General features: G+C 39.4%; 34 protein-coding genes. 28 read left to right on the forward strand and 6 right to left on the reverse strand.

What is annotated here, in order from left to right:
- The first annotated feature begins 66 nt into the window (after nucleotides 1–66).
- Together DC498_RS07600 and DC498_RS07605 are read left to right on the forward strand one after the other, a co-directional pair.
- Entirely contained in the window at nucleotides 67–1,323 is a 1,257-nt protein-coding gene (locus DC498_RS07600; RefSeq protein ID WP_240627920.1) for an MFS transporter, read from the forward strand.
- 251 nt (nucleotides 1,324–1,574) lie between these two features.
- Nucleotides 1,575–2,129 carry a hypothetical protein gene (locus DC498_RS07605; RefSeq protein WP_133176785.1) on the forward strand — a complete coding sequence of 185 codons (555 nt, stop codon included), beginning with the start codon at nucleotides 1,575–1,577 and terminating at the stop codon, nucleotides 2,127–2,129.
- A gap of 62 nt (nucleotides 2,130–2,191) precedes the next feature.
- On the opposite strand, the gene DC498_RS07610 is transcribed toward DC498_RS07605, so the two are convergent.
- The 5 genes from DC498_RS07610 to DC498_RS07630 all read right to left on the reverse strand — a co-directional run bounded on the left by DC498_RS07610 (nucleotide 2,192) and on the right by DC498_RS07630 (nucleotide 5,583).
- Entirely contained in the window at nucleotides 2,192–2,671 is a 480-nt protein-coding gene (locus DC498_RS07610) for a hypothetical protein (protein WP_116873560.1), read from the reverse strand.
- 93 nt (nucleotides 2,672–2,764) lie between these two features.
- Nucleotides 2,765–2,965 (reverse strand): helix-turn-helix transcriptional regulator, encoded by a 201-nt coding sequence (locus DC498_RS07615; protein WP_116873561.1) that lies wholly within the window; start codon nucleotides 2,963–2,965, stop codon nucleotides 2,765–2,767.
- Nucleotides 2,962–3,438 (reverse strand): hypothetical protein, encoded by a 477-nt coding sequence (locus tag DC498_RS07620; RefSeq protein WP_116873562.1) that lies wholly within the window; start codon nucleotides 3,436–3,438, stop codon nucleotides 2,962–2,964. Before DC498_RS07620 ends, DC498_RS07615 begins: the two co-directional genes overlap by 4 nt.
- 664 nt (nucleotides 3,439–4,102) lie before the next feature.
- A complete protein-coding gene (locus DC498_RS07625) occupies nucleotides 4,103–4,864 on the reverse strand; it encodes a class I SAM-dependent methyltransferase (protein WP_116873563.1) in 762 nt (253 codons plus the stop codon).
- Between the two features lie 215 nt (nucleotides 4,865–5,079).
- Nucleotides 5,080–5,583, reverse strand: coding sequence for an ORF6N domain-containing protein (locus DC498_RS07630; protein WP_116873564.1), 504 nt, complete (start codon nucleotides 5,581–5,583; stop codon nucleotides 5,080–5,082).
- A 207-nt stretch (nucleotides 5,584–5,790) separates the two neighbouring features.
- Here DC498_RS07630 and rpsJ point away from each other — a divergent pair, with 207 nt between their 5' ends.
- From rpsJ to map, 23 genes are all read left to right on the forward strand, one after another.
- The gene (rpsJ, locus tag DC498_RS07635; RefSeq protein WP_116873565.1) at nucleotides 5,791–6,096 is read left to right on the forward strand and encodes a 30S ribosomal protein S10; all 306 of its coding nucleotides are present in this window, start codon (nucleotides 5,791–5,793) and stop codon (nucleotides 6,094–6,096) included.
- Between the two features lie 295 nt (nucleotides 6,097–6,391).
- Nucleotides 6,392–7,012, forward strand: coding sequence for a 50S ribosomal protein L3 (gene rplC, locus DC498_RS07640; RefSeq protein ID WP_116873566.1), 621 nt, complete (start codon nucleotides 6,392–6,394; stop codon nucleotides 7,010–7,012).
- 50 nt (nucleotides 7,013–7,062) lie between these two features.
- Nucleotides 7,063–7,701 carry a 50S ribosomal protein L4 gene (gene rplD / locus DC498_RS07645; protein WP_116873567.1) on the forward strand — a complete coding sequence of 213 codons (639 nt, stop codon included), beginning with the start codon at nucleotides 7,063–7,065 and terminating at the stop codon, nucleotides 7,699–7,701.
- A gap of 58 nt (nucleotides 7,702–7,759) precedes the next feature.
- Nucleotides 7,760–8,059, forward strand: a complete 300-nt coding sequence (gene rplW, locus DC498_RS07650) for a 50S ribosomal protein L23 (protein WP_116873568.1) — start codon at nucleotides 7,760–7,762, stop codon at nucleotides 8,057–8,059.
- A gap of 55 nt (nucleotides 8,060–8,114) precedes the next feature.
- Nucleotides 8,115–8,951 carry a 50S ribosomal protein L2 gene (rplB, locus tag DC498_RS07655; RefSeq protein ID WP_116873569.1) on the forward strand — a complete coding sequence of 279 codons (837 nt, stop codon included), beginning with the start codon at nucleotides 8,115–8,117 and terminating at the stop codon, nucleotides 8,949–8,951.
- Between the two features lie 102 nt (nucleotides 8,952–9,053).
- Nucleotides 9,054–9,326, forward strand: a complete 273-nt coding sequence (gene rpsS / locus DC498_RS07660) for a 30S ribosomal protein S19 (protein WP_116873570.1) — start codon at nucleotides 9,054–9,056, stop codon at nucleotides 9,324–9,326.
- Nucleotides 9,327–9,380: 54 nt separating this feature from the next.
- On the forward strand, nucleotides 9,381–9,722 hold the full coding sequence (gene rplV / locus DC498_RS07665) for a 50S ribosomal protein L22 (RefSeq protein WP_116873571.1): 342 nt from the start codon (nucleotides 9,381–9,383) through the stop codon (nucleotides 9,720–9,722).
- Nucleotides 9,723–9,747: 25 nt separating this feature from the next.
- On the forward strand, nucleotides 9,748–10,545 hold the full coding sequence (gene rpsC, locus DC498_RS07670) for a 30S ribosomal protein S3 (protein ID WP_116873692.1): 798 nt from the start codon (nucleotides 9,748–9,750) through the stop codon (nucleotides 10,543–10,545).
- Between the two features lie 74 nt (nucleotides 10,546–10,619).
- Complete coding sequence (gene rplP, locus DC498_RS07675; protein ID WP_116873572.1) at nucleotides 10,620–11,042, forward strand: 50S ribosomal protein L16; 423 nt, start codon at nucleotides 10,620–10,622, stop codon at nucleotides 11,040–11,042.
- A 34-nt stretch (nucleotides 11,043–11,076) separates the two neighbouring features.
- Entirely contained in the window at nucleotides 11,077–11,283 is a 207-nt protein-coding gene (rpmC, locus tag DC498_RS07680) for a 50S ribosomal protein L29 (protein ID WP_116873573.1), read from the forward strand.
- Between the two features lie 4 nt (nucleotides 11,284–11,287).
- Entirely contained in the window at nucleotides 11,288–11,545 is a 258-nt protein-coding gene (rpsQ, locus tag DC498_RS07685; protein ID WP_116873574.1) for a 30S ribosomal protein S17, read from the forward strand.
- Between the two features lie 97 nt (nucleotides 11,546–11,642).
- Nucleotides 11,643–12,011, forward strand: coding sequence for a 50S ribosomal protein L14 (rplN, locus tag DC498_RS07690; RefSeq protein WP_116873575.1), 369 nt, complete (start codon nucleotides 11,643–11,645; stop codon nucleotides 12,009–12,011).
- A gap of 94 nt (nucleotides 12,012–12,105) precedes the next feature.
- On the forward strand, nucleotides 12,106–12,441 hold the full coding sequence (rplX, locus tag DC498_RS07695; protein ID WP_116873576.1) for a 50S ribosomal protein L24: 336 nt from the start codon (nucleotides 12,106–12,108) through the stop codon (nucleotides 12,439–12,441).
- A gap of 50 nt (nucleotides 12,442–12,491) precedes the next feature.
- The gene (gene rplE, locus DC498_RS07700; protein ID WP_116873577.1) at nucleotides 12,492–13,061 is read left to right on the forward strand and encodes a 50S ribosomal protein L5; all 570 of its coding nucleotides are present in this window, start codon (nucleotides 12,492–12,494) and stop codon (nucleotides 13,059–13,061) included.
- 65 nt (nucleotides 13,062–13,126) lie between these two features.
- Nucleotides 13,127–13,396, forward strand: coding sequence for a 30S ribosomal protein S14 (gene rpsN / locus DC498_RS07705; RefSeq protein WP_116873578.1), 270 nt, complete (start codon nucleotides 13,127–13,129; stop codon nucleotides 13,394–13,396).
- A 67-nt stretch (nucleotides 13,397–13,463) separates the two neighbouring features.
- Complete coding sequence (gene rpsH / locus DC498_RS07710) at nucleotides 13,464–13,862, forward strand: 30S ribosomal protein S8 (protein WP_116873579.1); 399 nt, start codon at nucleotides 13,464–13,466, stop codon at nucleotides 13,860–13,862.
- A 97-nt stretch (nucleotides 13,863–13,959) separates the two neighbouring features.
- Nucleotides 13,960–14,514: a 50S ribosomal protein L6 gene (rplF, locus tag DC498_RS07715; RefSeq protein WP_116873580.1), complete on the forward strand. Its 555-nt coding sequence runs from the start codon at nucleotides 13,960–13,962 to the stop codon at nucleotides 14,512–14,514.
- A gap of 45 nt (nucleotides 14,515–14,559) precedes the next feature.
- Nucleotides 14,560–14,913, forward strand: a complete 354-nt coding sequence (gene rplR / locus DC498_RS07720) for a 50S ribosomal protein L18 (protein WP_116873581.1) — start codon at nucleotides 14,560–14,562, stop codon at nucleotides 14,911–14,913.
- Between the two features lie 43 nt (nucleotides 14,914–14,956).
- Entirely contained in the window at nucleotides 14,957–15,475 is a 519-nt protein-coding gene (rpsE, locus tag DC498_RS07725) for a 30S ribosomal protein S5 (protein ID WP_116873582.1), read from the forward strand.
- Between the two features lie 4 nt (nucleotides 15,476–15,479).
- Complete coding sequence (gene rpmD / locus DC498_RS07730) at nucleotides 15,480–15,662, forward strand: 50S ribosomal protein L30 (RefSeq protein WP_116873583.1); 183 nt, start codon at nucleotides 15,480–15,482, stop codon at nucleotides 15,660–15,662.
- A gap of 136 nt (nucleotides 15,663–15,798) precedes the next feature.
- Nucleotides 15,799–16,248 (forward strand): 50S ribosomal protein L15, encoded by a 450-nt coding sequence (rplO, locus tag DC498_RS07735; RefSeq protein WP_116873584.1) that lies wholly within the window; start codon nucleotides 15,799–15,801, stop codon nucleotides 16,246–16,248.
- Between the two features lie 72 nt (nucleotides 16,249–16,320).
- Nucleotides 16,321–17,661, forward strand: coding sequence for a preprotein translocase subunit SecY (secY, locus tag DC498_RS07740; protein WP_116873585.1), 1,341 nt, complete (start codon nucleotides 16,321–16,323; stop codon nucleotides 17,659–17,661).
- Between the two features lie 7 nt (nucleotides 17,662–17,668).
- Complete coding sequence (gene map / locus DC498_RS07745; protein ID WP_116873586.1) at nucleotides 17,669–18,469, forward strand: type I methionyl aminopeptidase; 801 nt, start codon at nucleotides 17,669–17,671, stop codon at nucleotides 18,467–18,469.
- Between the two features lie 151 nt (nucleotides 18,470–18,620).
- On the opposite strand, the gene DC498_RS07750 is transcribed toward map, so the two are convergent.
- Nucleotides 18,621–19,793 (reverse strand): 1-acyl-sn-glycerol-3-phosphate acyltransferase, encoded by a 1,173-nt coding sequence (locus DC498_RS07750; protein WP_165813785.1) that lies wholly within the window; start codon nucleotides 19,791–19,793, stop codon nucleotides 18,621–18,623.
- Nucleotides 19,794–19,859: 66 nt separating this feature from the next.
- Here DC498_RS07750 and DC498_RS07755 point away from each other — a divergent pair, with 66 nt between their 5' ends.
- The 3 genes from DC498_RS07755 to DC498_RS25975 all read left to right on the forward strand — a co-directional run bounded on the left by DC498_RS07755 (nucleotide 19,860) and on the right by DC498_RS25975 (nucleotide 22,582).
- Nucleotides 19,860–21,104: an NAD(P)/FAD-dependent oxidoreductase gene (locus DC498_RS07755; protein ID WP_116873693.1), complete on the forward strand. Its 1,245-nt coding sequence runs from the start codon at nucleotides 19,860–19,862 to the stop codon at nucleotides 21,102–21,104.
- Between the two features lie 125 nt (nucleotides 21,105–21,229).
- The gene (locus DC498_RS07760) at nucleotides 21,230–22,150 is read left to right on the forward strand and encodes a histone deacetylase family protein (RefSeq protein ID WP_240627921.1); all 921 of its coding nucleotides are present in this window, start codon (nucleotides 21,230–21,232) and stop codon (nucleotides 22,148–22,150) included.
- 252 nt (nucleotides 22,151–22,402) lie between these two features.
- Nucleotides 22,403–22,582 (forward strand): hypothetical protein, encoded by a 180-nt coding sequence (locus DC498_RS25975; RefSeq protein ID WP_133176787.1) that lies wholly within the window; start codon nucleotides 22,403–22,405, stop codon nucleotides 22,580–22,582.

The raw sequence follows: 22,582 nt of genomic DNA on the forward strand, positions 1-22,582 counted from the left end.
AAGAGTTTCCCGTATCTTAACACCGTAAATAACGAATTGCTTAAAGACGGGAATATATTATACAACATGCCATATCGCTACAGGGTTTTAATATTGCTATGTTCCTTAACCACGCTTACTTACCTCGATCGTATCTGTATTTCCCTGGTTGGTGTAAGGCTGAAGGCCGACCTGCAACTCAACAATGAACAATTCGGCTGGGTGCTGGCAGCCTTTACTTTAGCATATGCATTGTTTGAAATCCCATCGGGGATGCTGGGCGACCGAATTGGACCGCGTGCTGTTTTCATACGCATTGTTTTATTCTGGTCGTTGTGCACAGCACTAACAGGAATGGTTAACGGGCTTATACTTTTACTTGTGATACGTTTTCTTTTTGGCATGGGAGAATCCGGCACTTATCCCAACGCGTTATTGGTTGTATCCAGGTGGTTTCCGGCACAGGAAACCGGCCGCTCACTTACCTGGGTGGGTATTGGTTCGCAGATAGGATCGGCTGTTGCGCCACTTATTATTGTTCCGCTGGCAGTGCATTATGGCTGGCGGATGCCTTTTTTTGTGAATGCTTTTATCGGGGTGATATGGGTGTGGATTTGTTATAAATGGTTTCGTGATTTTCCCGCTCAGATGAAAGATATTTCGCCCAAAGAATTACAGTGGATTGAAAGCAACCGCCGTTTTTCATCAGAACAGCATCTTGTTTCATGGAAAATTATTTTTCGCAACCGCACTTTATGGGCTTTAATGCTGATGTACTTCTGCTGCCAGTGGAGCAATTATTTTTTTGTAGCATGGATGCCGCTTTACTTACAGGAAGGAAGACATTTTTCTGAGAATGATATGAAAATAATAACCTTCATTTTATTTACTACCGGCATAAGCGGTTTTCTTGTGGGTGGATTTATTGGCGACTGGCTGCCAAAGAAAAAGGGATTAAAATTCGGCCGCCGTTTTGTAGGACTCACAGGCCTGTGTTGTTGCGGGTTATTGATTTTTGTGGCAGCCATCGTACCTCAGAATGTGCTTTCTGTTATTTGTCTTATTGCGGCTAACGGATGTTTCGCTTTTGGCGTAATGGTATCTTATGCTGTATGTGCGGATATCGGGAGAAACAATACAGGCACGGTTACCGGCGCGATGAATTTTTTCGGACAGATGGGCGCATTTATTATGTCGCTCTTATTTGGTAAGATTGCCGATGCTACCAACAACTTTAACCAACCTTTGTTTTTGGTGGGAATGGTAATGATAGCAGGTGGATTATTGTGGCTGGTAATTGATCCTACAAAGCAGCTCAAAATTGATAAACCAATATATACCTGATAAAAATTAGCAATTGGTAATTTCCGGCGGCAATAGCCGTACGCCTCTTTTTTATTCGCCGGAACTTTTTACTTTTACTATCTCCAATCTGAATATTCTTCTGATACACCCGATGCCCATTACCTGCAAACACTATTGAAACTAAATAGTTAAATAATACAGGAAACAAGCATTGAAGCTTGATGCCCGGGAAATAATTGTATGCACAAATGTTATCTAAAAAAATTTCACAAGCAATAAATATAGTTTCTATGGACACAAATAAAGCCACCCAAGCTCTTGAACTGGAGATTCAGAAGGAATTAAAAAAGCGCGTAAAGAACATTGCCAGGGATTCCAGCCTGGCCCACATTATCTTGTGGGTTTCCATTATTGCAAGCTTTGCTTCAGCTATTATGGTTGCTTCAGGACAGCAGATCTTTGTAAATAATATCTGGCTGGCTATTGTAGCAGGTATTCCCGGGTTAGTAGTGCTGCTGGACAAAACCTTTGATTTTGCCAGGAGATCTTCATCAGGGATTATGTACAAAATTGAATTGCAGGAATTAAAGAATGATTATGATTTCGGAAAGATAAACGCGTACAGGGCCGCCCAACGGCTTCAGGAAATAACGAGAAGACACGAGTCTTCATTTTTACGGGTTGGATTTTTAGCCGGTGAAAGGCAGCCCATGACGCCGGAACAATACTACAATGAAACTCCTGCTTACAGGGAGAATAAAGCAGAACAATCAGAAATAAGCACCCTGGCACAGAAAGCTCATAGCGCTAATGGAAATGGCGTTTCGGGCAATGGTGTGAAATAATACAATTATCCCTAACCGGAGGTGACCCTGGTTAGGGATAATCAATTTGCAGCCATATTGATTTATGCCTTTTCCGCATTTACAACAGTAATACCAAATACTGTTGAGCTTTGATAGCGGTTAGCAAAAAAAGAGCTGATAGATTGAAACATCTTCAGGCTTTCACTATCATTATTTATAAGAAAAAATACATTTTTATCGTCCAGGTTTTTAATGATTACACCGTAGTCAGATGTGATTATTTCTGCAGAATGTATCCTGTTTATGTCAACCGTTTTAGTGCCCCGGATCTTTTCAATAAAGATCAGCTTGCTCCCGTTGTTATAATTCAGCACAATTCCGCTGTCATCACTTTCAATAGCAACATTTCCTGAAAGAATTTTACTGCCTGTTTTTTGGGCAGCTTCAATCATATCGTTTTGAATCACTGCATTTTTAGCAGCCTCTTTTTTACATGAGGAGATAAGTATAATAGCAATAAACACGGTTATCATACTTATGTATACAATACTTCCGTATAACTTTGAATTTTTAGTTTTCATTTTTCTACATTTGTTTTTGTTAATAAAATAGAATGTCTGTATGTCTGCAAATTGATGTATGGACTTCAGCCTTCCGATTCATCGGAAGGCTTTTTAATCTGCATCTTCAAGTGTAAATATTTCCTCTACTCTTTTTTGAAAAACCTTTGCAATCTTTAGCGCCAGCACAGTAGAGGGTACATATTTATTGCTTTCTATCGCATTAATGGTTTGCCTTGATACTTTTACCTTTTCAGCTAGGTCTGCCTGTGTTATATTAAGAATTGCCCGTTCAACACGTATTGTATTCTTCATATATTACTCTGGTTAGTGTTTTTCCTGTCAAAATACAGCACCAGGTTAAACCTTATGATGAAGAGAATAAGTGTAGTGCAAATATTGTAAGCCATTATGCTCAGGAATAATGTGCTATAAAAAAAGATGACAGATATAATTATAAATATGGTATTTACAAATACGGCCCACAAAAGTGATTCCAGGCGTAACCTGGAAATTCTCTCGTCTTCATCCTTCTCTTTTGAAAAGGCAATCATCAATAAACCGGCCAGCAACAAAATGCTTCCCACTTCGTCGGTGAAATTGTTATATTGGATGTTGAACAAAAAGCCATTATCAAAAGAGATATGGTGTATTCCTTTTTTTGCATAGTTGAGAAAAGGGAAGGTAAAATCAAAATGTATATTTAATATCATTAGTGCCAAAGCTGGAAGAGCAATCAGCCATCCCCAAAATTTGAACTTATTCGGCAATAGAAACTTTGTTTGCATAAATAGGAGTTGAAAGAAAAAGCTAAAGTAAAGAATAGTTTTCAAAAAGTAAAATAAACTTTACATAAAGTAATGTATACATTACTATTTTATTCTTTTGAGGTGCCAAATTGGCTCCTCAAGTTGAAATGATTAATGTTATGCGGTGGGAACAGGAGTAATGGAACTAATTAATAATGAGATGCGGGAGAAAGCCCGAAGGGCTTGAATGTGCATAGCCCTGAGTGCAACTCAGGGTATAAAAAGGATAAATGAACGGTACAACCCTGAAAGGGTTGAATAAAGTAGTTAAATCCTTTAAGACAATGTGATTTAGTTAGACGGTTGAATGCCTTTTTATACATATAGTTATGAAAGACCTGTTACCGATTATGGAAGATAATGTCGCCTCTACGAGGCTTTGATAAATGGGCTTGGGTTCTACCAAAATATTGCCCTTACAGGGCTTGATTTAGACTTAATGATAAAATGGTAGTATTCATTCAATAATTAATAGACAAATCATCTTTTAATAAGCGTTCTTTTGTCCAGGTCGGTACGATCGATATTATCAGGTATGGGTTCGGAACTTTACTAAAGTTCCGAACCCTACCTCACTGCCTGGTGCAGGTTTCTGAGCTGTGTCAGGCTGTTGTTTTTGATTCAACGGGGAAAAGTATACTGATCATTTGAATATTCCTGAATACAGTTTAGTATCGTAATGAATGGTAATAAAACCGTTGCTATGGAATTTATTGAATAATTTCTGTAGATCATCTATCATCGCAGCATATCCTTCATCGCCTTCAGCAGGCATATAAGAGGAAGAAAGTAGTCTTCCTTTTAAACCTTCAAAATCGAAAACCTGCCGGTTGGAAAAAATTTGTAACCGGCATTTTTGAGGTTGAAAAAATTGCTCAATATTTTCCGTATTGATATTGCGGTGGTCAACCTTCACGTAGTCTTTGCCGTGCCTGACAATAAGTTGGTCATATGCTTCTTCAAAAGGGGAATGAGTAAGCCTCTCATTCCATATTAATATAACCAAACCTCCCGGCTTAAGAATTCGCAGGAATTCAGTTTTTGTTTTGGCAGCATCAAACCAATGAAATGCCTGCCCGGCAACAATAGCATCTATACTTTGGCCGAGGAGGGTAGTAGCTTCTGCAGTTCCGTTTATTGTTTTAAAATTTGTATGATCTTTTAGCAGGTGCTCCGACATCTTACGCATGGGCGCATTGGGCTCTACACCAAATACTGTATATCCATTCTTTAAAAAAAGATCTGCAGAAATGCCTGTTCCGGAACCGATATCTGCAATCACATTTGAAGCAGGAAATGTATAATGTGTTTGCAGCCATAATACAAGTCCTTCCGGGTAGCCGGGCCGGTATTTTACATAATTCTCAACACGGTTGCTGAACCGGGTGGTGCTGTTTGTTGGCATAGATCTGAATTTTATAGCAAAAAGTGATGAACCAAAGTTAAGTCAGAGCATGTATTCGGGTAGATATTTTAAACCTCCCAAATTTGAGGTGCCAAATTGGTTCCTCAAGTTTTGCTATTCTTCAATAGTAAGTTCAAACATGAAATCATCTGGATAGCGGCTAAGATCCCGGTCAGGAAACTTTCCTTACTATGTCGATGTCTGGCGGTTCTTAATCATTTCTTAAATCCAATTCTTTCCCGATTGCTAAAATCCTCCTCCTTTTGCTTTTTATCAAGTAAATAATTGAGCGCTTCATAAGTATCCTTAAAACGTTTCTGAGTGGATTGTTCTATTTCAAACAGTTTTCTGTTTAGCTCTTTATATTGTAGCCCTGCCTCTCTGAGTGTAATAAATGCTCTTACAACAGCAATATTCATTTGTATAGCCTTTTCGCTTTTTAACACGCTGGCAAGCATGGTAACGCCATGTTCTGTAAAAGCATAAGGCAGGTATCTTCTGCCGCCCCAACTTGAGGTCACAAATTGTGACCTCAAGTTCTCCCACTCTGTTTCGGTCAGTTGAAACATAAAATCTTCCGGGAAACGGTCAATATTTCTTTTAACTGCCTGGTTTAAAATTTTTGTTTCTACCTCATATATCCCGGAAATATCAAAATCAAGTATCACCCGTTCGCCTCTTATAGTGAATATCTTTTGCTGGATAATGGTAAGTTGCATTGCTTGGTGTTTTTTAAATGGTTAATAGTTTCAAACATATTTAAATTTAATAAAATATCAAAAATTTTTGGTCAAAAGCGAGCTGCTAAAAGCCCATAGCCTCATGCCCACAGCTATAAATTTTTAAAAATTCTTTCCCAACTATTTGGCAATAAATAATCATACACATACCTTTGCACTCCCAAAATCAAAAGGGTACTTTACGGTATGTCTCAAAGAATCAGAATAAAATTACAGAGCTACGATCACAACCTGGTAGATAAATCAGCTGAAAAGATCGTAAAAACTGTACGCGGTACCGGCGCGGTGGTAACAGGTCCTATTCCTTTACCTACCCAAAAGAAAATATTTACGGTATTGCGTTCACCCCACGTAAACAAAAAGAGTCGTGAGCAGTTCCAGTTAGCTACACACAAGCGTTTGCTGGATATTTATACTTCCTCTTCACGCACAGTAGATGCGTTGAGTAAGTTGGATTTGCCGAGTGGTGTGGATGTTGAGATCAAAGCGTAAAAGTAAAGTCCTCGCATTTCGGGGCAAACAAAAAGAAATTAGTTCTTACTATACTCCATCTGCCAAAACCTGTAAAAAGGAACAAAGCAGCGCTGGAACAGCCGGAGAAAACCAATAATATTGGTTCGGTATTTTGAGAATTAAATATGAACTAGCCCTTCGAGGTTAGTTTACCACTGGTACTTCCTCTTTCGCAAGGAGAAATACGGGAAAAGGTCGGTGGCAAACGGGGATTGAAGCATAGATATTTATATCTGTTCTGTCTCTTTAACCTAAAGGGTATAAATACAAAACAATGAAAGGTATTATTGGTAAAAAAATCGGGATGACCAGCATCTTCAATCCTGCCGACGGCAAGCAAACTGCCGTTACTATTATTGAAGCTGGTCCCTGCGTGGTTACGCAGGTTAAAACAAAAGAAACCGACGGTTACAGTTCTGTTCAATTAGGTTTTGGCGACAAAAACGACAAGCACACTACAAAAGCTGAAGCTGGTCACTACGCAAAATCGAACACTCCCGCTAAAAAATTCGTAAAAGAATTCCGCGATTTTTCTCTCGAAAAAAATATTGGTGAAACAGTTACACTCGACATTTTTGCTGAAGGCGATAAAGTTGATGTAGTTGGTACTACAAAAGGTAAAGGTTTCCAGGGTGTTGTAAAACGTCATGGTTTCCATGGTGTGGGTGAACAGTCACACGGTCAGCATGATCGCCAGAGAGCTCCGGGTTCTATTGGTAACTCATCAGATGCTTCGCGTGTATTTAAAGGTATGCGTATGGCGGGCCGTATGGGTGCCGACAGAGTGAAGGTGAAAGGATTGAAGGTAGTAAAGCTTTTCCCTGAAAAGAATTACATCCTTGTAAGCGGAGCGGTTCCCGGTTATAATGGTTCAATTGTTTTAATTCAAAAGTAATGTCACTGCCGGTACACGGTTAAGCTGTGTACCGGCAAAATTTTTATACAATGCAAGTAGATATTTTAAATAAGGAAGGGAAAAAAACAGGCCGTACTGCTGAGTTGCCTGATGATATTTTCGGAATTGAGCCGAATGATCACGTGATCTATCTTTCCGTTAAACAATTTTTAGCGGCACAGCGCCAGGGAACACATAAAGTGAAAACCCGTGCTGAAGTGCATGGTGCAAGCCGCAAACTGCATCGTCAAAAAGGAACCGGTGGTGCCCGTAAGGGTAATATCCGTAACCCTTTATATAAAGGTGGTGGTACTGTATTTGGTCCTAAACCACACAGTTACGATATCAAGCTAAACCGTAAAGTAAAAGACCTGGCAAAAATTTCTGCGCTTTCTTATAAAGCAAAGGAAAACGCTATAGTAGTAGTTGAAGATTTAAAGCTTGATGCTCCTAAAACAAAAGATGCTGCGAGTGTAATCAAGAATCTGAACCTGGCGGAGAAAAGAACTTTGTTCGTATTGCCTGATTACAATGAAAACGTGCAATTGAGCCTTCGCAATATTCCTACAGTATTGGGTGTGTTGCTGGCAGATATTAATACCTATGATATTGTTAACAGCGATGTGTTGGTATTGACTGAAAATGCAGCAAAGATTTTTTCAGAAGAAGCTCAGGAGGCTGAAGCATAATTAAAATTTGGAAACATTTTCAAATTTTCAAATTTTCAAATTTTCAAATTAGATAGAGATGAAATTAGCAGAGGTTCTTATAAAACCTATTATCAGCGAAAAAAGCAATAAGCTTTCTGAAAAAAGAAATACATATGCTTTTCGCGTAGGCCGCAAGTCTAATAAGCTTGAAATTAAAAAGGCTGTAGAAGAGTTTTACGGCGTAAACGTAGTAAATGTGAATACTGTTGTAGCTCCCAGCAAAAGCAAATCAAGGTTTACAAAAGCAGGAGTGATCTCCGGCCGTAAGCCAGCTTTCAAGAAAGCTTATGTAACCGTAGCAGAAGGAGAAAATATTGATCTGTACGGCAGCTTGTAAGAAATTAAATTATTATAGTTAGCGGAGCTGAAAAATTCGCAAAAAAGAATAAACAATGGCAGTTAAAAAGTATAAACCGGTTACAGCAGGAACACGTTGGAGAATAGGTAATTCATATGCTGAAATTACTACCGACAGTCCTGAAAAAAGCCTTCTTGAAAAAAAATCAGGAACGGGCGGACGTAATGCCCAGGGTCGCCGTGCAATGAGATATATTGGCGGTGGACATAAAAAGAAATACCGTGTAGTTGATTTTAAAAGAGAGAAGAAAGGTATTAATGCAACTGTGGTATCAATTGAATATGATCCAAACCGTACAGCATTTATCGCTTTACTAAGCTATGCTGATGGTGAAAAAAGATACATCATTGCTCCGCAGGGATTACAGGTTGGCGCTACTGTAGTAAGTGGCGACAGCGTTGCTCCTGAAGTGGGAAATGCATTGCAGTTAAAAAATATGCCTCTTGGTACCAACGTACACAATATAGAATTACAGCCTGGTCAGGGTGGTAAGCTGGTACGCAGTGCCGGTTCTTCTGCACAGTTGAGCAACAAAGAAGAAAAATACGGTGTATTAAAAATGCCAAGCGGTGAGTTAAGAAAAATATTGATCAACTGCTATGCTACCGTAGGTGTGGTAAGCAATAGCGATCATAGCCTGGAAAGAGCTGGGAAAGCCGGTGTGAACCGTTGGAAAGGTGTTCGCCCACGTACGCGTGGTGTTGCAATGAACCCTGTTGATCACCCGATGGGTGGTGGTGAAGGTAGAGCTTCGGGCGGTCACCCAAGATCAAGAACCGGTAAATATGCTAAAGGTTTAAAAACACGTAAGCATAAAGGTTCTGATAAGCTGATCATCCAGCGTAAGAATGGGAAGAAGTTAACCAAATAAATTTGAAAATGTGCTGATTTGAAAATTTGAAAATGGTTTTCAATCACACAAAAAGAGCAGAACATTTTCAAATTTTCAAATTTTCAAATTAAGTAATTAGATATGGCTCGTTCAATTAAAAAAGGACCTTACGTAGCAGATTACCTCGAGAAGAAAGTACTTGCTATGAATGAGGGTAAAACAAAAAAGGGTGTTATCAAAACATGGAGCCGTCGTTCCACCATTACACCAGATTTTGTTGGGAACACTTTTGCGGTGCACAATGGCAACAAGTTTATTCCGGTATATGTAACGGAGTTTATGGTTGGTCATAAATTAGGTGAATTTGCACCAACAAGAAACTTTAAAGGACACTCAAGCAAGAAAATAGCATAATAAACAGTTGCAGGCTGCATGTAACGTGTAACCTGTAACCAGAAACTATAAAAAATGGAAGCAGTAGCTAAACTCAGAAACTATCCTACATCTCCGCGCAAAATGCGTCTGCTGGCAGATGTTATCCGCGGCATGGATGTAGAGAAGGCTTTGGCAATATTGGAACATCATCCACAGCATTCTTCTACACCGCTCTATAAATTAGTAAGAAGTGCAGTTAGTAACTGGGAGCAAAAGAATGAAGGTAAAAGTGCGGCTGACAGTGCGTTGCTGGTAAAAACCGTTTTTGTTGACGGTGGCAGAGTATTAAAAAGAATGTTACCCGCACCACAGGGAAGAGCTTACAGGGTTCGTAAGCGCAGCAATCATGTAACAGTAATTGTTGACCAGAAATAAAAGTGAAAATATTCAAATAATAAACATGGGTCAGAAAGCAAATCCAATTGGTAACAGGTTAGGTATCATCCGCGGTTGGGAAAGCAACTGGTACGGAAACAAAAAGGATTTTTCTAAGAAACTGATTGAAGACAATAAGATCAGAACTTACCTGAACGCCCGTATTAATAAAGGCGGTATTTCAAAAATCGTAATTGAGCGTACGCTTAACAAGCTGATCGTTACCATACATACTTCAAAGCCTGGTATCATCATTGGTAAAGGTGGTGGTGAAGTTGACCATATTAAAGAAGAATTGAAAAAGCTTACCGGCAAGGAAGATGTGCAGATCAACATTCTCCAGGTTCGCCGCCCTGAGCTTGATGCAAATATCGTGGGTGATACTATTGCCCGCCAGATAGAAAACCGTATCAACTACAAACGCGCTATCAAGTTGGCAATAGCCTCTGCGCTCCGTATGGGTGCTGAAGGTATCAAGATCAAAGTGAGCGGTCGTTTGGGTGGTGCTGAAATTGCCCGTACAGAAGAGATCAAACAAGGACGTGTTCCTTTACATACTTTCCGTATGGAAATTGATTACGCCAATGTATTTGCGTTGACAGTATACGGAAAGATCGGTATTAAAGTATGGATCTGTAAAGGTGAAGTATTAAGCAAACGTGATCTTAATCCTAACATCATTGAAGGTAATAAGGGTGAAGCCGGCGTAGGTGAAGGAAGAAGAGACGACAGGAGAGATGACAGAAGAGGTGGTGGAGACAGAGGAGACAGGAGAGGTGGTGACAGAAGAGGCGGAGACAGAAGGGGTGGAGACAGGAGATAAGAAGAAGGTAAAAGGATTAGGGTATAGGGTGTAAGGGTAAAGAATAATATTTAAAATTTTCAAATTGTAATATAATGTTACAGCCAAAGAGAACAAAACACAGAAAAGCACAGAAAGGAAGGATCAGAGAAGTGGCTAAACGTGGTGCAACTATATCTTTTGGTTCGTTTGCGTTAAAGGCTTTAGAGCCGATATGGCTTACCAACCGCCAGATTGAATCTGCACGTCAGGCAATGACACGTGCTATGAAACGTGAAGGTAATGTTTGGATCCGCATTTTTCCTGATAAGCCTATTACGCGTAAGCCAGCCGAGGTGAGAATGGGTAAAGGTAAAGGTAACCCTGAATTCTGGGCTGCTGTGGTAGAACCAGGCCGTATTATTTTTGAAGCTGATGGTGTGCCTATGCAGGTGGCAAAAGAAGCAATGGAACTGGCTGCTGCCAAATTGCCGATCAAAACACAGTTTGTGGTTCGCCGTGATTATGCAGGGGCGTAATAACTAATGTTCTTAATTTTCAAACAGATAAGAAATGTCAAAGAAATCTGAGTTTTTAAGTAGCCTGGTTGGGTTGAATGAGGTTGATTTGCAGGCTCGCATTAAAGAAGATGAAGTGCGTCTTAAGAAATTAAAGTTCGCGCATTCAACTTCTCCATTGGAAAATCCAATGAGCATTCAATTATTGCGTAGAGATATCGCGAGATTAAAAACAGAATTAAAGAAAAAAGCTAAAAGCTAATACAATGGCTGAAAGAAATTTGCGTAAAACAAAGATCGGGGTGGTTACCAGTAACAGAATGGAAAAAACTGTTACAGTAGAAATTGAAACAAAAGTAAAGCACCCTATCTACGGTAAGTTCGTGAAAAAAACTACCAAATTCCATGCTCATGACGAGAAGAACGAGTGTGGTATAGGCGATACCGTAAAAATTATGGAATCCCGCCCGTTGAGTAAAACAAAACGCTGGCGCCTGGTAGAAGTAGTAGAAAAAGCGAAATAATCAAGCTACCAGCTATCAGCTTTCAGCTGTTAGCCGGGAGACTATTAAATTGTATAAACGCTGACAGCTAAAAGCTGACAGCCAAAAGCTAAAAAAGATGATTCAGCAAGAAAGCAGGTTAAACGTAGCAGACAACAGCGGTGCTAAAGAAGTGCTTTGTATTCGTGTGCTGGGAAACAGCGGTCAGGATTACGCAAAGATTGGCGATAAAATAGTAGTTACGGTAAAAGACGCCATTCCTGCCGGCGGTATTAAAAAAGGAACAGTTACCAAAGCGGTGATCGTTCGTACAAAAAATAAGTTACGTCGTAAAGACGGTTCTTATATCAGGTTTGATGATAATGCTGTAGTGTTGCTTAACCAGGCAGATGAGCCGCGCGGCACACGTATCTTCGGACCGGTAGCCAGAGAATTGCGTGACAAAGGATATATGAAAATTATATCTCTCGCACCAGAAGTATTATAAGAGCATTCAGCTGTTAGCTACCGGCTATCAGCGGATATAGAACATACACTTAAACGGCTGATAGCTGAAAGCTGACAGCCAAAAGCGAAATAAAATGAGCACAAGATTTAAACCCAAGTTTAACATTAAAAAAGGCGATTCAGTAGTGATCATTGCCGGCGATGATAAAGACGTTAAAAAACCACGTAAGGTTCTGGAAGTATTTCCTGACAAAGGGCGTGTTGTAGTTGAAGGCGCAAATATCATTACCCGTCACACAAAACCATCTGCGCAAAATACCAAAGGTGGTCTTGTAAAAAAAGAAGCGCCTATTCACATCAGTAATGTAAAGCTTTGGGATGCAAAAAAAGGTGAAGCTACCAAAGTAAAGCGCACCAGGGAAACCGGAAAATTAGTTCGCGTGTCTAAAAAGTCAGGCGCAACAATCTAAAATAATTTTGGTATCCTTAAAGATACCGGACGAAATTAAAAGTTGAAAAGATGAGCACTACAAAATATACTCCGAGGTTAGCCGATAAGTACAAAAAAGATGTTGTACCGGCATTGATGAAACGCTTTGCTTACAAAAGCATAATGCAGGTTCCTGCATTGGAAAAAATTTGTATCAACCGCGGTGTTAACGGAGCTGTAAACGATAAAAAACTGGTTGATATTGCAGTTGAAGAGCTTGGAAATATTACCGGTCAGAAAGCGGTGGCTACTGTATCTAAAAAAGATATATCAAACTTTAAATTGCGTAAAGGTGTACCTATTGGTGCAAGAGTAACATTGCGTGGTGTAAAAATGTATGAATTTCTTGATCGCCTTATTGCTGCTTCACTGCCTCGTGTACGTGATTTTAAAGGCATCAACGAAAAAGCTTTTGATGGTCGTGGCAACTATACTTTAGGTATCACTGAGCAGATCATATTTCCTGAGATCGATATTGATAAAGTAAATAAGATCACAGGTCTTGATATAACCTTTGTTACTTCAGCTAATACCAACGAAGAAGCGTATGAGTTGCTGAAGGAATTGGGTATGCCTTTCAGAAACACTAAAAAAGATTAATCAACATAATATTATCACTCCGGTATAAAGCCGGAATGACAATCAATAATCTGAATTAAAACAATATGGCAAAAGAATCAGTAAAAGCCAGACAAAGAAAAAGAGAACACCTGGTAGAACTTTATGCTGAAAAGCGTGCTGCTTTAAAAGCTGCAGGCGATTGGAAAGCGCTTGATGCGTTACCTAAAAACTCATCAAAAGTTCGTTTAAAAAACCGTTGCCAGGTTTCAGGCCGCCCGAGAGGTTATATCCGTTACTTCGGATTGTCAAGGGTAGCTTTTCGTGATATGGCTTTAAATGGTATAATACCAGGCGTAAAAAAGGCAAGCTGGTAAATTTCAGATTTGAAATTTCAGATTTGAAATTCGATAAATTAAATTTTCAACAGATTAATTCATAAAAATGGTAACAGATCCTATTGCAGATTTTCTCACAAGAGTGCGTAACGCCCAGATGGCTGGACATCGTATTGTGGAAATTCCCGCTTCTAATCTAAAAAAGCGTATTACAGAGATACTGTACGATCAGGGTTACATTCTGAAATATAAGTTTGAAGATGATAACAAACAGGGCGTGATCAAGATCGCGTTGAAATATGATGCCCAGACAAAGCAACCTGCTATCAGGTCTTTGGAAAGGATCAGCCGCCCGGGTTTACGTCAGTATTCAAAACCTGCAGATTTTAAAAGAGTGATGAATGGTTTGGGTATTGCTATTGTGAGCACTTCAAAAGGTGTGATGACCGATAAGCAGGCGAAACTGCAGAATGTAGGTGGTGAGGTGCTTTGTTATATTTCTTAATTAAGCAAGAGGCTGATTGATAATTTAAGCTCTCTATACGGAGCTGAACACCTTCAGCCGGTAACAATAAATATAAAATTTTAAATTTCAAATTATTATGTCTCGTATAGGTAAACAACCGGTTGTAGTTCCTGCAGGTGTTACTGTTACAGTAGGAAACGATAATGTAATTACTGTTAAAGGTCCTAAAGGCGAATTAAAACAGGAGATTGATCGTGATATTAAAGTGGAAGTAAAGGACGGGGAAGTGAATTTCACACGTCCTACTGACCAGATCAGGCATCGCGCATTGCATGGTTTGTATCGTGCATTAACAGCTAATCTGGTTAAGGGTGTAACTGAAGGTTATAAAAAGCAGTTAGAGCTGGTGGGTGTGGGTTTTAAAGCATCTAACCAGGGTAATATGCTTGATCTTACTTTAGGGTATTCTCACAATATTATGTTTGAAGTGCCTAAAGAACTGAAAGTAGCTACTGCCCAGGAAAAAGGTCAGAACCCTACCATTACACTGGAAGGAACAGATAAGCAATTGCTTGGTCAGGTAGCGGCAAAATTGCGCAGCCTTCGTAAGCCAGAGCCATATAAAGGTAAAGGTGTTAAATACGCTGGTGAGCAGCTCCGTCGTAAAGCTGGTAAAGCTGCTGGTAAATAATTTTAATATTACTTCCGGCAGAATCGGAAGGAAAAATAAAGAAACATGGACGCAAAAGTTATCAGGAGACAAAAGATCAGGTACAACATCCGTAAGACAGTATCTGGTACGGCACAAAGGCCGAGATTATCAGTATTCAGAAGCAATACTGATATATATGCCCAACTTATTAATGATGAGAAAGGCGAAACCATTTTGTCTGCTTCAACAAAAGATAAAGATATTAAAGCACAGAAAGCTCCTAAGGTAGAGTTGAGTGGTTTGGTTGGTAAAGCAATTGCTGCAAAAGCGATCGCTGCTGGTATCACAACGGTAGTATTTGATCGTGGAGGTTATTTGTATCACGGTCGTATTAAAGCAGTGGCAGAAGGTGCACGTGAAGGTGGATTAACACTCTAATGTTGGAGATAACAAATCATAAATACCAATAACAAGTATTATAATGTCAAAAGTAAATTTAAACAAGGTAAAAGCCGGTGAAATAGAGTTCAAGGAAAAAGTGGTTGCGATTAACCGTGTGGTAAAAACAACCAAAGGCGGGCGTGCTTTCAGCTTTTCTGCATTGGTAGTTGTAGGTAACGAGAACGGAGTGGTTGGTCATGGTTTGGGAAAGGCTAAAGAAGTTCAGCAGGCTATTTCAAAAGGCATTGATGATGCCAAGAAAAACCTGATTAAAGTGCCTGTCATGAAAGGAACTATTCCTCACGACCAATGGGCAAAAGAAGGTGCTGCTAAAGTATTGATCAAACCAGCTGCACATGGTACTGGTGTGATAGCCGGAGGAAGCATGCGTGCGGTATTGGAAAGTGCCGGTATTACAGACGTTTTGGCTAAATCTCTTGGTTCTGCTAATCCTCACAACGTGGTAAAAGCAACTTTTAAGGCATTAGGCTTGTTGCGCGAACCGGTTGTTGTTTCAAAAGAAAGAAGGATAGCTCTTAAAAAAGTATTTAACGGATAACATCATGGCAAAGATTAAAATAACACAGGTAAAAAGCGTGATCGACAGATCGGAGCGTCAGAAAAAGACAATTGAAGCGCTTGGACTTAAAAAGTTAAACGCTACTGTAGAAGTTGAAGCTACCCCACAAATACTGGGTATGGTTACTAAGGTTAATCACCTGGTGAAGGTGGAGGAAGTGAAATAATTTGAAAATGTATGAATTTGAAAATTTGAAAATGTTGGATGATCGCCGATCACTTAATTTCAAATTTCAAATTTCAGATTCTTAATTAATAAAGCGAGCCCGAAGTTTTCCGGGCGTTGAGTAAAAAAGATAAACAATGAAACTGCATCAGTTAAGACCCGCAAAAGGAGCAACTCATAAAGAAAAACGTCTTGGTCGTGGTGAAGCATCAGGACATGGCGGTACATCTACAAAAGGTAACAAAGGTCAGCAATCAAGAACAGGCTATAAGTCTAAAATGGCGCATGAAGGTGGTCAGATGCCTATACAGCGTCGTTTACCTAAACGTGGTTTTAAAAACCCGCATCGTGTTGAGTATGCTGTATTCAATCTCGGTCAGATTGAACAGCTGTCACAAAAATATAATATACAGGAAGTTTCTGCTGAAACCCTGTATGTAAACGGGCTGATTAAAAAGACCGACATAGTGAAGATTCTTGGTAATGGTGAATTAAAAGCCAAACTTACTTTCAAAGTAAACGCTGCAAGCGAAAAGGCAAAATCTGCTATAGAAGCTGCCGGCGGAAGTATTGAGTTAGTAAAGTAATTTTCCTTACCTTGCGTAACGCATTTAAAGTGCGTTATTTTCATTTTGGGCTCAAACTAAAATACACTATTCGTGAAGAAATTCATTCAGACACTGAAGAATATCTGGACTATTGAAGAACTGAGGAACAAGATACTTGTAACACTATTGCTTGTATTTATTTATCGCTTAGGTGCTCACATTGTATTACCAGGTATCGACCCTAATAAGCTTAATACTTTTTCACAAAATTCTCAAAAAGGACTATTAGGTCTCTTTGATACTTTTGCAGGCGGTGCATTTTCCAATGCATCTATTCTTGCACTGGGTATCATGCCATATATCTCTGCTTCTATCTTTATGCAATTGATGACCATCCTGGTCCCATCTATGCAAAAAATACAGAAGGAAGGTGACAGTGGCAGAAAGAAGATCAATCAGTGGACAAGATATCTTACGGCTGCTGTTACTTTATTGCAGGCTGGTACCTTTGTTGCATACCTTACCAATCAAAACAGGGATGCACTTATCCCGGCATACCAACCTTATTTCTGGATTTCAACTGTAATTATTCTTACTGCTGGTACATTATTCGTAATGTGGCTGGGCGAAAAGATACAGGATAAAGGTTTGGGCAATGGTACTTCCATTATTATCATGGTGGGTATTCTTGCGCGTCTTCCGCAATCTTTTATGCAGGAATTTGCTGCAAAAAATGTAAGAGGCGGTGGCGGCTTGATTTTCTTCCTGATTGAAATAGCTGTACTGATTGCTATTATTCTTGGATTGATCATTTTGGTGCAGGGTGTAAGAAAGATTCCTGTAAACTATGCGAAGCAAATTGTTGGTAACAGGCAATTTACCGGTGCAAGGCAGTTTCTTCCTTTAAAGGTGAACGCGGCTGGTGTAATGCCAATCATCTTTGCACAGGCGATCATGTTCCTGCCAACATTGTTTTCTTTTACTTCTCTTGAGTCAGGACAGGGTATTGCAAGAATATTTTCAGACCATAGTAATGTGTGGTATATGGTTATATATGGCGTAATGGTGGTAGCATTTACTTTCCTGTATACCGCGCTTATATTTAATCCCAAGCAGATTTCTGATAGCCTGAAGCAAAGCAATGGTTTTATTCCCGGCGTTAAGCCCGGGCAGCCAACAACTGATTATATAGGACAGATAATGGACCGTATAACATTGCCTGGTGCTATATTTCTTGCAGTGGTAGGTATATTGCCAGGGCTTGCTCAAAGGGCAGGTGTTACACCACAGTTTTCTACATTCTTTGGTGGTACATCGCTTTTGATCATGGTTGGTGTTATACTTGATACATTACAACAAATAGAAACGCATTTGCTCATGCGTCAATATGATGGATTGATGAAGAGCGGACGTATACAGGGAAGACAAACTTCTTCTCCCGTTTCCTTATAAAGATATCATGGTTTATTATAAAACGAATGAAGAGATCGAACTGATCCGGAAAAGTAGTTTATTAGTTAGTGCCACCTTAGCTGAGGTGGCAAAATTTTTAAAGCCCGGTATCACTACTTTGCAGGTAGATGCTATGGCGGAGCAGTTTATCCGCGATAATGGCGCCGTACCTTCTTTTAAAAATTATAAAGGTTTTCCTTTTACGAGTTGTATTTCTGTGAACGATGCCGTAGTGCATGGATTTCCCAATAATATTGAATTAAAGGATGGAGATATTGTTTCGGTTGATCTGGGTGTATTCATGAACGGTTACCACGGTGATAGCGCCTATACATTTGCGCTAGGTTCTATTCCGGATGAAGTAAAAAAACTACTCAGGGTTACCAAAGAATCATTATACAAAGGAGTAGAAAAAGCTGTGGCCGGCAACAGGATTGGCGATATTGCTTTTGCTGTACAGGAATATACCGAACGTCAGTACGGGTATGGTGTTGTTCGGGAACTTGTAGGGCACGGTTTAGGCAGGCATTTGCATGAAGATCCCCAGGTACCCAACTTTGGTAAGAGGGGAACCGGTTTAAAAATGAAAGAAGGGTTGGTGATTGCCATTGAGCCCATGATCAACCTGGGAAAGAAAGACGTATATTATGACACTGATGGCTGGACGGTAAGAACAAAAGACGGCAAGCCTGCTGCGCATTATGAACATAATGTTTGTGTTAAAAAAAATAAACCTGATTTACTTTCATCATTTACAGCGATAGAAGCAAACGAGAAGGCGAATAATAATCTGGATTCGTCATATTAAACAACCCTCTGCTTACTCTCCGTTGCAGCAGAGAAGAAAGCCTGACTCCCAACAGTTTGAAAATGGTAAGAGTGGGTGCTTGTGGATACAATATACAGAGAAATGATAAGGTGCTAAACTTTGTGACTTACAGCCTCTGTAATTTACAGTTTCAAATCGTTACTTTATCCAGAAATCTTTTCTCTTCTGCAGGGATGATCAAATAGTTTTTCACTTCAAGAAAGAACACATATGCATATACGGTACACCAACCTGTAAATGGTAATAGTGGAATCCATATCAGGAAGTGAATTGCGGTTACCAGGTGCAATATAATTGCTGCTACAAGAATATATATCGGATAGGTGATTGTTATCAGTCCGCATAACAAAGCATCGTAAAAAATTGAATCCTTTGTTTTTTGGGCAGCCCACCTGCTTGCCGGAAAATAGTACAATGTGTTTAACAACAGCCCCCCAATCGCAGGGATGAGCAACAGTAAAAAAAGAAATACGCTTTTGTAAAAATGACGGCTGTTTTTAGCAATGTATTGCCGCGTAATATTACTTAAATCAGGTATAATATCTGATTGTTCTATTATACCTGCGGTGCTGTGTAGTTTATGTATGGTATTGCATGCATGTAGTTTGTTCAGTCCTTTAATCACAGTTTGCCACGCGTATATCTTTTCTTTTTGTTGGGAGCGCATACTGGGTACTACAGGTGCCATTTTTTCAAACAACATAGCGTTGAATGTTTGTTTCCATTGTCCGCTGCTCAACTGCTCATCTATTAAGCCAGGGCGGAAGCTATCTCCGCTTTGTATAACAATTGTTTTAGCCGGGTGATTATAATCGCTGTAGGTCAATCCTACCGGTAAAACAGATAGCTTTTCTTTCAAATCTTTATCTGTAATAGCGTGGTGTACAATTTTAGATATACCGCTTTTAATTGGTTTTAGATTCCAGTCGTGCAGTGTTTGACCCTCCGCAAATATGATAATGATGCCATTGTTTTTTAATATTTCCCTGCAGCGGTCAATCGTATCAAAATTTCTCCGAAGTTTATCTTTTTCCTCAGAGAACCGGTAAACAGGAATGCCATTCAGCCTGTTTAATAATATGCTGAATAGTTTGTTATTGAACATATCGCTCCTGATGGTAAAGTACACCTTTTGAGTGCAGCAACTACCAATTACAACCGCATCCATAAGAGAGTCTGGATGATTGGCGGCAATAATAGCCGGGCCTTTCAGTTCTTTTAATGATCTGCCACAAACTATTTTTTTTCTGAAGAAAAACAGTTGACTGAACCTTGCGATAATTTTTATAATGCTGTAAAACAAAAAATATATTTTTACTTTTCCTGTTTGCCGGGGCAGAAAATTGGCAGGATTAAATTACACAAATTAATGAAGCAAAAACATCTTGTAGTGATTGGGGGAGGAGCTGCCGGTTTTTTTACTGCGGTAAATGCTGCCGCAATGAATACCGGTATTAAAGTGACCATACTGGAAAAAAGCAGTAAGGTACTTGCTAAAGTGCGTGTGAGCGGAGGAGGAAGATGCAATGTAACACATGCTTGCTTTGATATTGATGAAATGATCAGGCGATACCCGCGCGGTACTAATTTTTTGAAAAAGGCTTTTCATCATTTTTTTACTACAGATACCATACAATGGTTTGAAGAAAAGAGCGTGGAATTAAAAGCAGAAGCTGATGGAAGAATGTTCCCGGCATCAAATACTTCTGAAGCAATTATTAACTGCCTGCTTAAAGAAGCCAATAAAAACGGAGTGGAAATAAGGATGAATGCAGAAGTGAGGAAGATAATAATTAATAAGGACGATGAAGCAAGATCTGGTTTCTACATACATCTTGCAAATGAAAATATACTACATGGTGATTATTTGTGCATTGCATGCGGTGGGTATCCCAAAGCAGCGCAGTTTGATTGGTTAAAGGAGTTGGGACATACTATCGCAACCCCTGTTCCATCCCTGTTTACCTTCAACATACCCGGCAGTGCTATTACAGGTCTTATGGGGGTAAGTGTTGAAAATGCGATCGTTAAAATTAAAGGAGCTAAATTATCAGAAAAAGGGTCATTGCTGATTACACATTGGGGACTGAGCGGGCCTGCTGTATTAAAATTAAGTGCATGGGGGGCAAGAGCATTGGCAGATATGCAATATAACTTCAGCATTACTGTAAACTGGCTGCCCGATTTTAATGAGCAAACATTACGTAATGAGTGGAGTATATTAAGGCAGCAGTATGGTGCACAAAAAATATATACCCGTAATCCATTTAGATTGCCTGCCAGGTTGTGGGTTTATCTCCTGGAAGAAACTAAAATACAGGCAGAACAACGATGGAGCGATATAACCGCTGCACAACAGCAACTATTAATACAGCATCTTACTATGCATCATTTTGATGTGAAAGGGAAAACTACTTTTAAGGAAGAGTTTGTTACCTGCGGCGGTATATCTTTAAATGATATAGACGTTAATACGATGCAAAGCAAAAAGCAGCCTGGTTTATTTTTTGCGGGTGAAGTAATAGATGTGGATGGAATTACAGGCGGTTTTAATTTTCAAAACGCATGGACAACAGGATGGATAGCCGCGAAAGCAATAGCTACAAAAGCATAAATATAAATAGTGAGGTATGTTGGTCGTAACTTGCTGCATCATGTTGTGAAAAAAAACAATAAGTGTGAAATGCGCATGTTTCCCTTAACTTAATAGTTGAGTATATATAACAACAAACCTCCCTGATGCAAAACAATACACCGTATATAGCATATAGCCCTGTTTATGCACATCCATTACCTGAGGGACACAGGTTTCCTATGCTTAAGTATGAACTTATTCCACAGCAATTATTACATGAGGGAACAATAGCTGCAGATAATCTTTTTGTTCCAGGACTTTGTGACGATGATATTATTCTGTTAACACATACCAGTGAATATCTCCTGAAGCTGAAGGAGCAGGCGCTAACGGTAAGAGACCAAAGGGCAATCGGGTTTTCACAATCTCCTTTACTTACAAATCGTGAGCTTATTATTACAAAGGGCACCATTGATTGTTGCAATATTGCAATGGAGAAAGGGGTAGCGTTAAATGTTGCCGGCGGCACACATCATGCATTTACAAGCAGGGGAGAGGGCTTTTGTTTGCTGAATGATTTTGCTGTTGCGGCTAATCACCTGCTTGCTCAGCATACGGCTAAAAAAATCCTTATTATAGATCTTGATGTTCACCAGGGAAATGGTACTGCCAGCATTTTTCAGCACGAAAACCGGGTGTTTACCTTTAGCATGCATGGAGCGCATAACTATCCTTTTCAAAAAGAACAAAGTGATCTTGATATCGGGCTTAAAGACGGAACTGATGACCAGGTATACCTTCCATTACTTGAGCAAAGACTTAAAAAGCTTTTGAACGAAGTAAAACCTGACTTCGTTTTTTACCAATCGGGCGTTGATGTATTAGAAACAGATAAGTTCGGCAAACTGAAACTTACACTCCGGGGTTGCAAACAAAGAGATGAAATCGTTTTTTCTGCCTTAAAGGTTTTGCAAATTCCCTGTGTTGTAGCTATGGGTGGCGGATATTCCCCGGATGTTAAAATAGTTATGGAAGCACATTGTAATACATTTCGTTCAGCTAAAGAGATTTATGAACTGGATTAAATATTGTTGCTGCACATAGTTTTTACAATACTCCGGAGCGTTGAAACATATCCTGCCCAGGATTTATTATGATAGATGAAGGCCTCTGCTGATAGATTTAATATTGCCTGTAATATTTTCCCCGGTTTCTACAGGATTGGTATAATTTTCATCAATTCACAGCACTGCATACACATTTCAAGGGTAAATCCTATTAATGGCAACATTATTGGTTTGATGATCTATATTATTATTAAATCTAAATCTTTTATTATGAAATTTCTTATGTTGTTTTTGTTTGTAGGTTTTTTGACAATCTCTTGTAATAATACACCAGATAATACAGATATGAGTGCGGATAGTACAAATGTATCGCCTGCACCTGCAGATACAACGGTAACCGATCCTGTTACACGTACAGACAGCACACAAAAAGCAGATACCATTAAATAA

Source organism: Terrimonas sp. (assembly GCF_003075435.1).
Classification (GTDB): Bacteria; Bacteroidota; Bacteroidia; order Chitinophagales; family Chitinophagaceae; genus Agriterribacter.

Bases quoted from the DNA above. Each gene is read 5' to 3' on its own strand.
- DC498_RS07625 (WP_116873563.1), bottom strand. From the start codon at position 4,864: ATGCCAACAAACAGCACCACCCGGTTCAGCAACCGTGTTGAGAATTAT.
- rplD (WP_116873567.1), top strand. From the start codon at position 7,063: ATGCAAGTAGATATTTTAAATAAGGAAGGGAAAAAAACAGGCCGTACT.
- rpsE (WP_116873582.1), top strand. From the start codon at position 14,957: ATGTCAAAAGTAAATTTAAACAAGGTAAAAGCCGGTGAAATAGAGTTC.
- rplF (WP_116873580.1), top strand. From the start codon at position 13,960: ATGTCTCGTATAGGTAAACAACCGGTTGTAGTTCCTGCAGGTGTTACT.
- rpsQ (WP_116873574.1), top strand. From the start codon at position 11,288: ATGGCTGAAAGAAATTTGCGTAAAACAAAGATCGGGGTGGTTACCAGT.
- DC498_RS07605 (WP_133176785.1), top strand. From the start codon at position 1,575: ATGGACACAAATAAAGCCACCCAAGCTCTTGAACTGGAGATTCAGAAG.
- rpsJ (WP_116873565.1), top strand. From the start codon at position 5,791: ATGTCTCAAAGAATCAGAATAAAATTACAGAGCTACGATCACAACCTG.
- rplV (WP_116873571.1), top strand. From the start codon at position 9,381: ATGGAAGCAGTAGCTAAACTCAGAAACTATCCTACATCTCCGCGCAAA.
- map (WP_116873586.1), top strand. From the start codon at position 17,669: ATGGTTTATTATAAAACGAATGAAGAGATCGAACTGATCCGGAAAAGT.
- rpmD (WP_116873583.1), top strand. From the start codon at position 15,480: ATGGCAAAGATTAAAATAACACAGGTAAAAAGCGTGATCGACAGATCG.
- DC498_RS07600 (WP_240627920.1), top strand. From the start codon at position 67: ATGCCATATCGCTACAGGGTTTTAATATTGCTATGTTCCTTAACCACG.
- rplX (WP_116873576.1), top strand. From the start codon at position 12,106: ATGAGCACAAGATTTAAACCCAAGTTTAACATTAAAAAAGGCGATTCA.
- rplP (WP_116873572.1), top strand. From the start codon at position 10,620: ATGTTACAGCCAAAGAGAACAAAACACAGAAAAGCACAGAAAGGAAGG.
- DC498_RS07610 (WP_116873560.1), bottom strand. From the start codon at position 2,671: ATGAAAACTAAAAATTCAAAGTTATACGGAAGTATTGTATACATAAGT.
- DC498_RS07760 (WP_240627921.1), top strand. From the start codon at position 21,230: ATGCAAAACAATACACCGTATATAGCATATAGCCCTGTTTATGCACAT.
- DC498_RS07755 (WP_116873693.1), top strand. From the start codon at position 19,860: ATGAAGCAAAAACATCTTGTAGTGATTGGGGGAGGAGCTGCCGGTTTT.
- rpsH (WP_116873579.1), top strand. From the start codon at position 13,464: ATGGTAACAGATCCTATTGCAGATTTTCTCACAAGAGTGCGTAACGCC.
- rplR (WP_116873581.1), top strand. From the start codon at position 14,560: ATGGACGCAAAAGTTATCAGGAGACAAAAGATCAGGTACAACATCCGT.
- rpsN (WP_116873578.1), top strand. From the start codon at position 13,127: ATGGCAAAAGAATCAGTAAAAGCCAGACAAAGAAAAAGAGAACACCTG.
- rplE (WP_116873577.1), top strand. From the start codon at position 12,492: ATGAGCACTACAAAATATACTCCGAGGTTAGCCGATAAGTACAAAAAA.
- rplN (WP_116873575.1), top strand. From the start codon at position 11,643: ATGATTCAGCAAGAAAGCAGGTTAAACGTAGCAGACAACAGCGGTGCT.
- DC498_RS25975 (WP_133176787.1), top strand. From the start codon at position 22,403: ATGAAATTTCTTATGTTGTTTTTGTTTGTAGGTTTTTTGACAATCTCT.
- DC498_RS07615 (WP_116873561.1), bottom strand. From the start codon at position 2,965: ATGAAGAATACAATACGTGTTGAACGGGCAATTCTTAATATAACACAG.
- rpsC (WP_116873692.1), top strand. From the start codon at position 9,748: ATGGGTCAGAAAGCAAATCCAATTGGTAACAGGTTAGGTATCATCCGC.
- rplC (WP_116873566.1), top strand. From the start codon at position 6,392: ATGAAAGGTATTATTGGTAAAAAAATCGGGATGACCAGCATCTTCAAT.
- DC498_RS07630 (WP_116873564.1), bottom strand. From the start codon at position 5,583: ATGCAACTTACCATTATCCAGCAAAAGATATTCACTATAAGAGGCGAA.
- rpsS (WP_116873570.1), top strand. From the start codon at position 9,054: ATGGCTCGTTCAATTAAAAAAGGACCTTACGTAGCAGATTACCTCGAG.
- rpmC (WP_116873573.1), top strand. From the start codon at position 11,077: ATGTCAAAGAAATCTGAGTTTTTAAGTAGCCTGGTTGGGTTGAATGAG.
- rplO (WP_116873584.1), top strand. From the start codon at position 15,799: ATGAAACTGCATCAGTTAAGACCCGCAAAAGGAGCAACTCATAAAGAA.
- rplB (WP_116873569.1), top strand. From the start codon at position 8,115: ATGGCAGTTAAAAAGTATAAACCGGTTACAGCAGGAACACGTTGGAGA.
- DC498_RS07620 (WP_116873562.1), bottom strand. From the start codon at position 3,438: ATGCAAACAAAGTTTCTATTGCCGAATAAGTTCAAATTTTGGGGATGG.
- rplW (WP_116873568.1), top strand. From the start codon at position 7,760: ATGAAATTAGCAGAGGTTCTTATAAAACCTATTATCAGCGAAAAAAGC.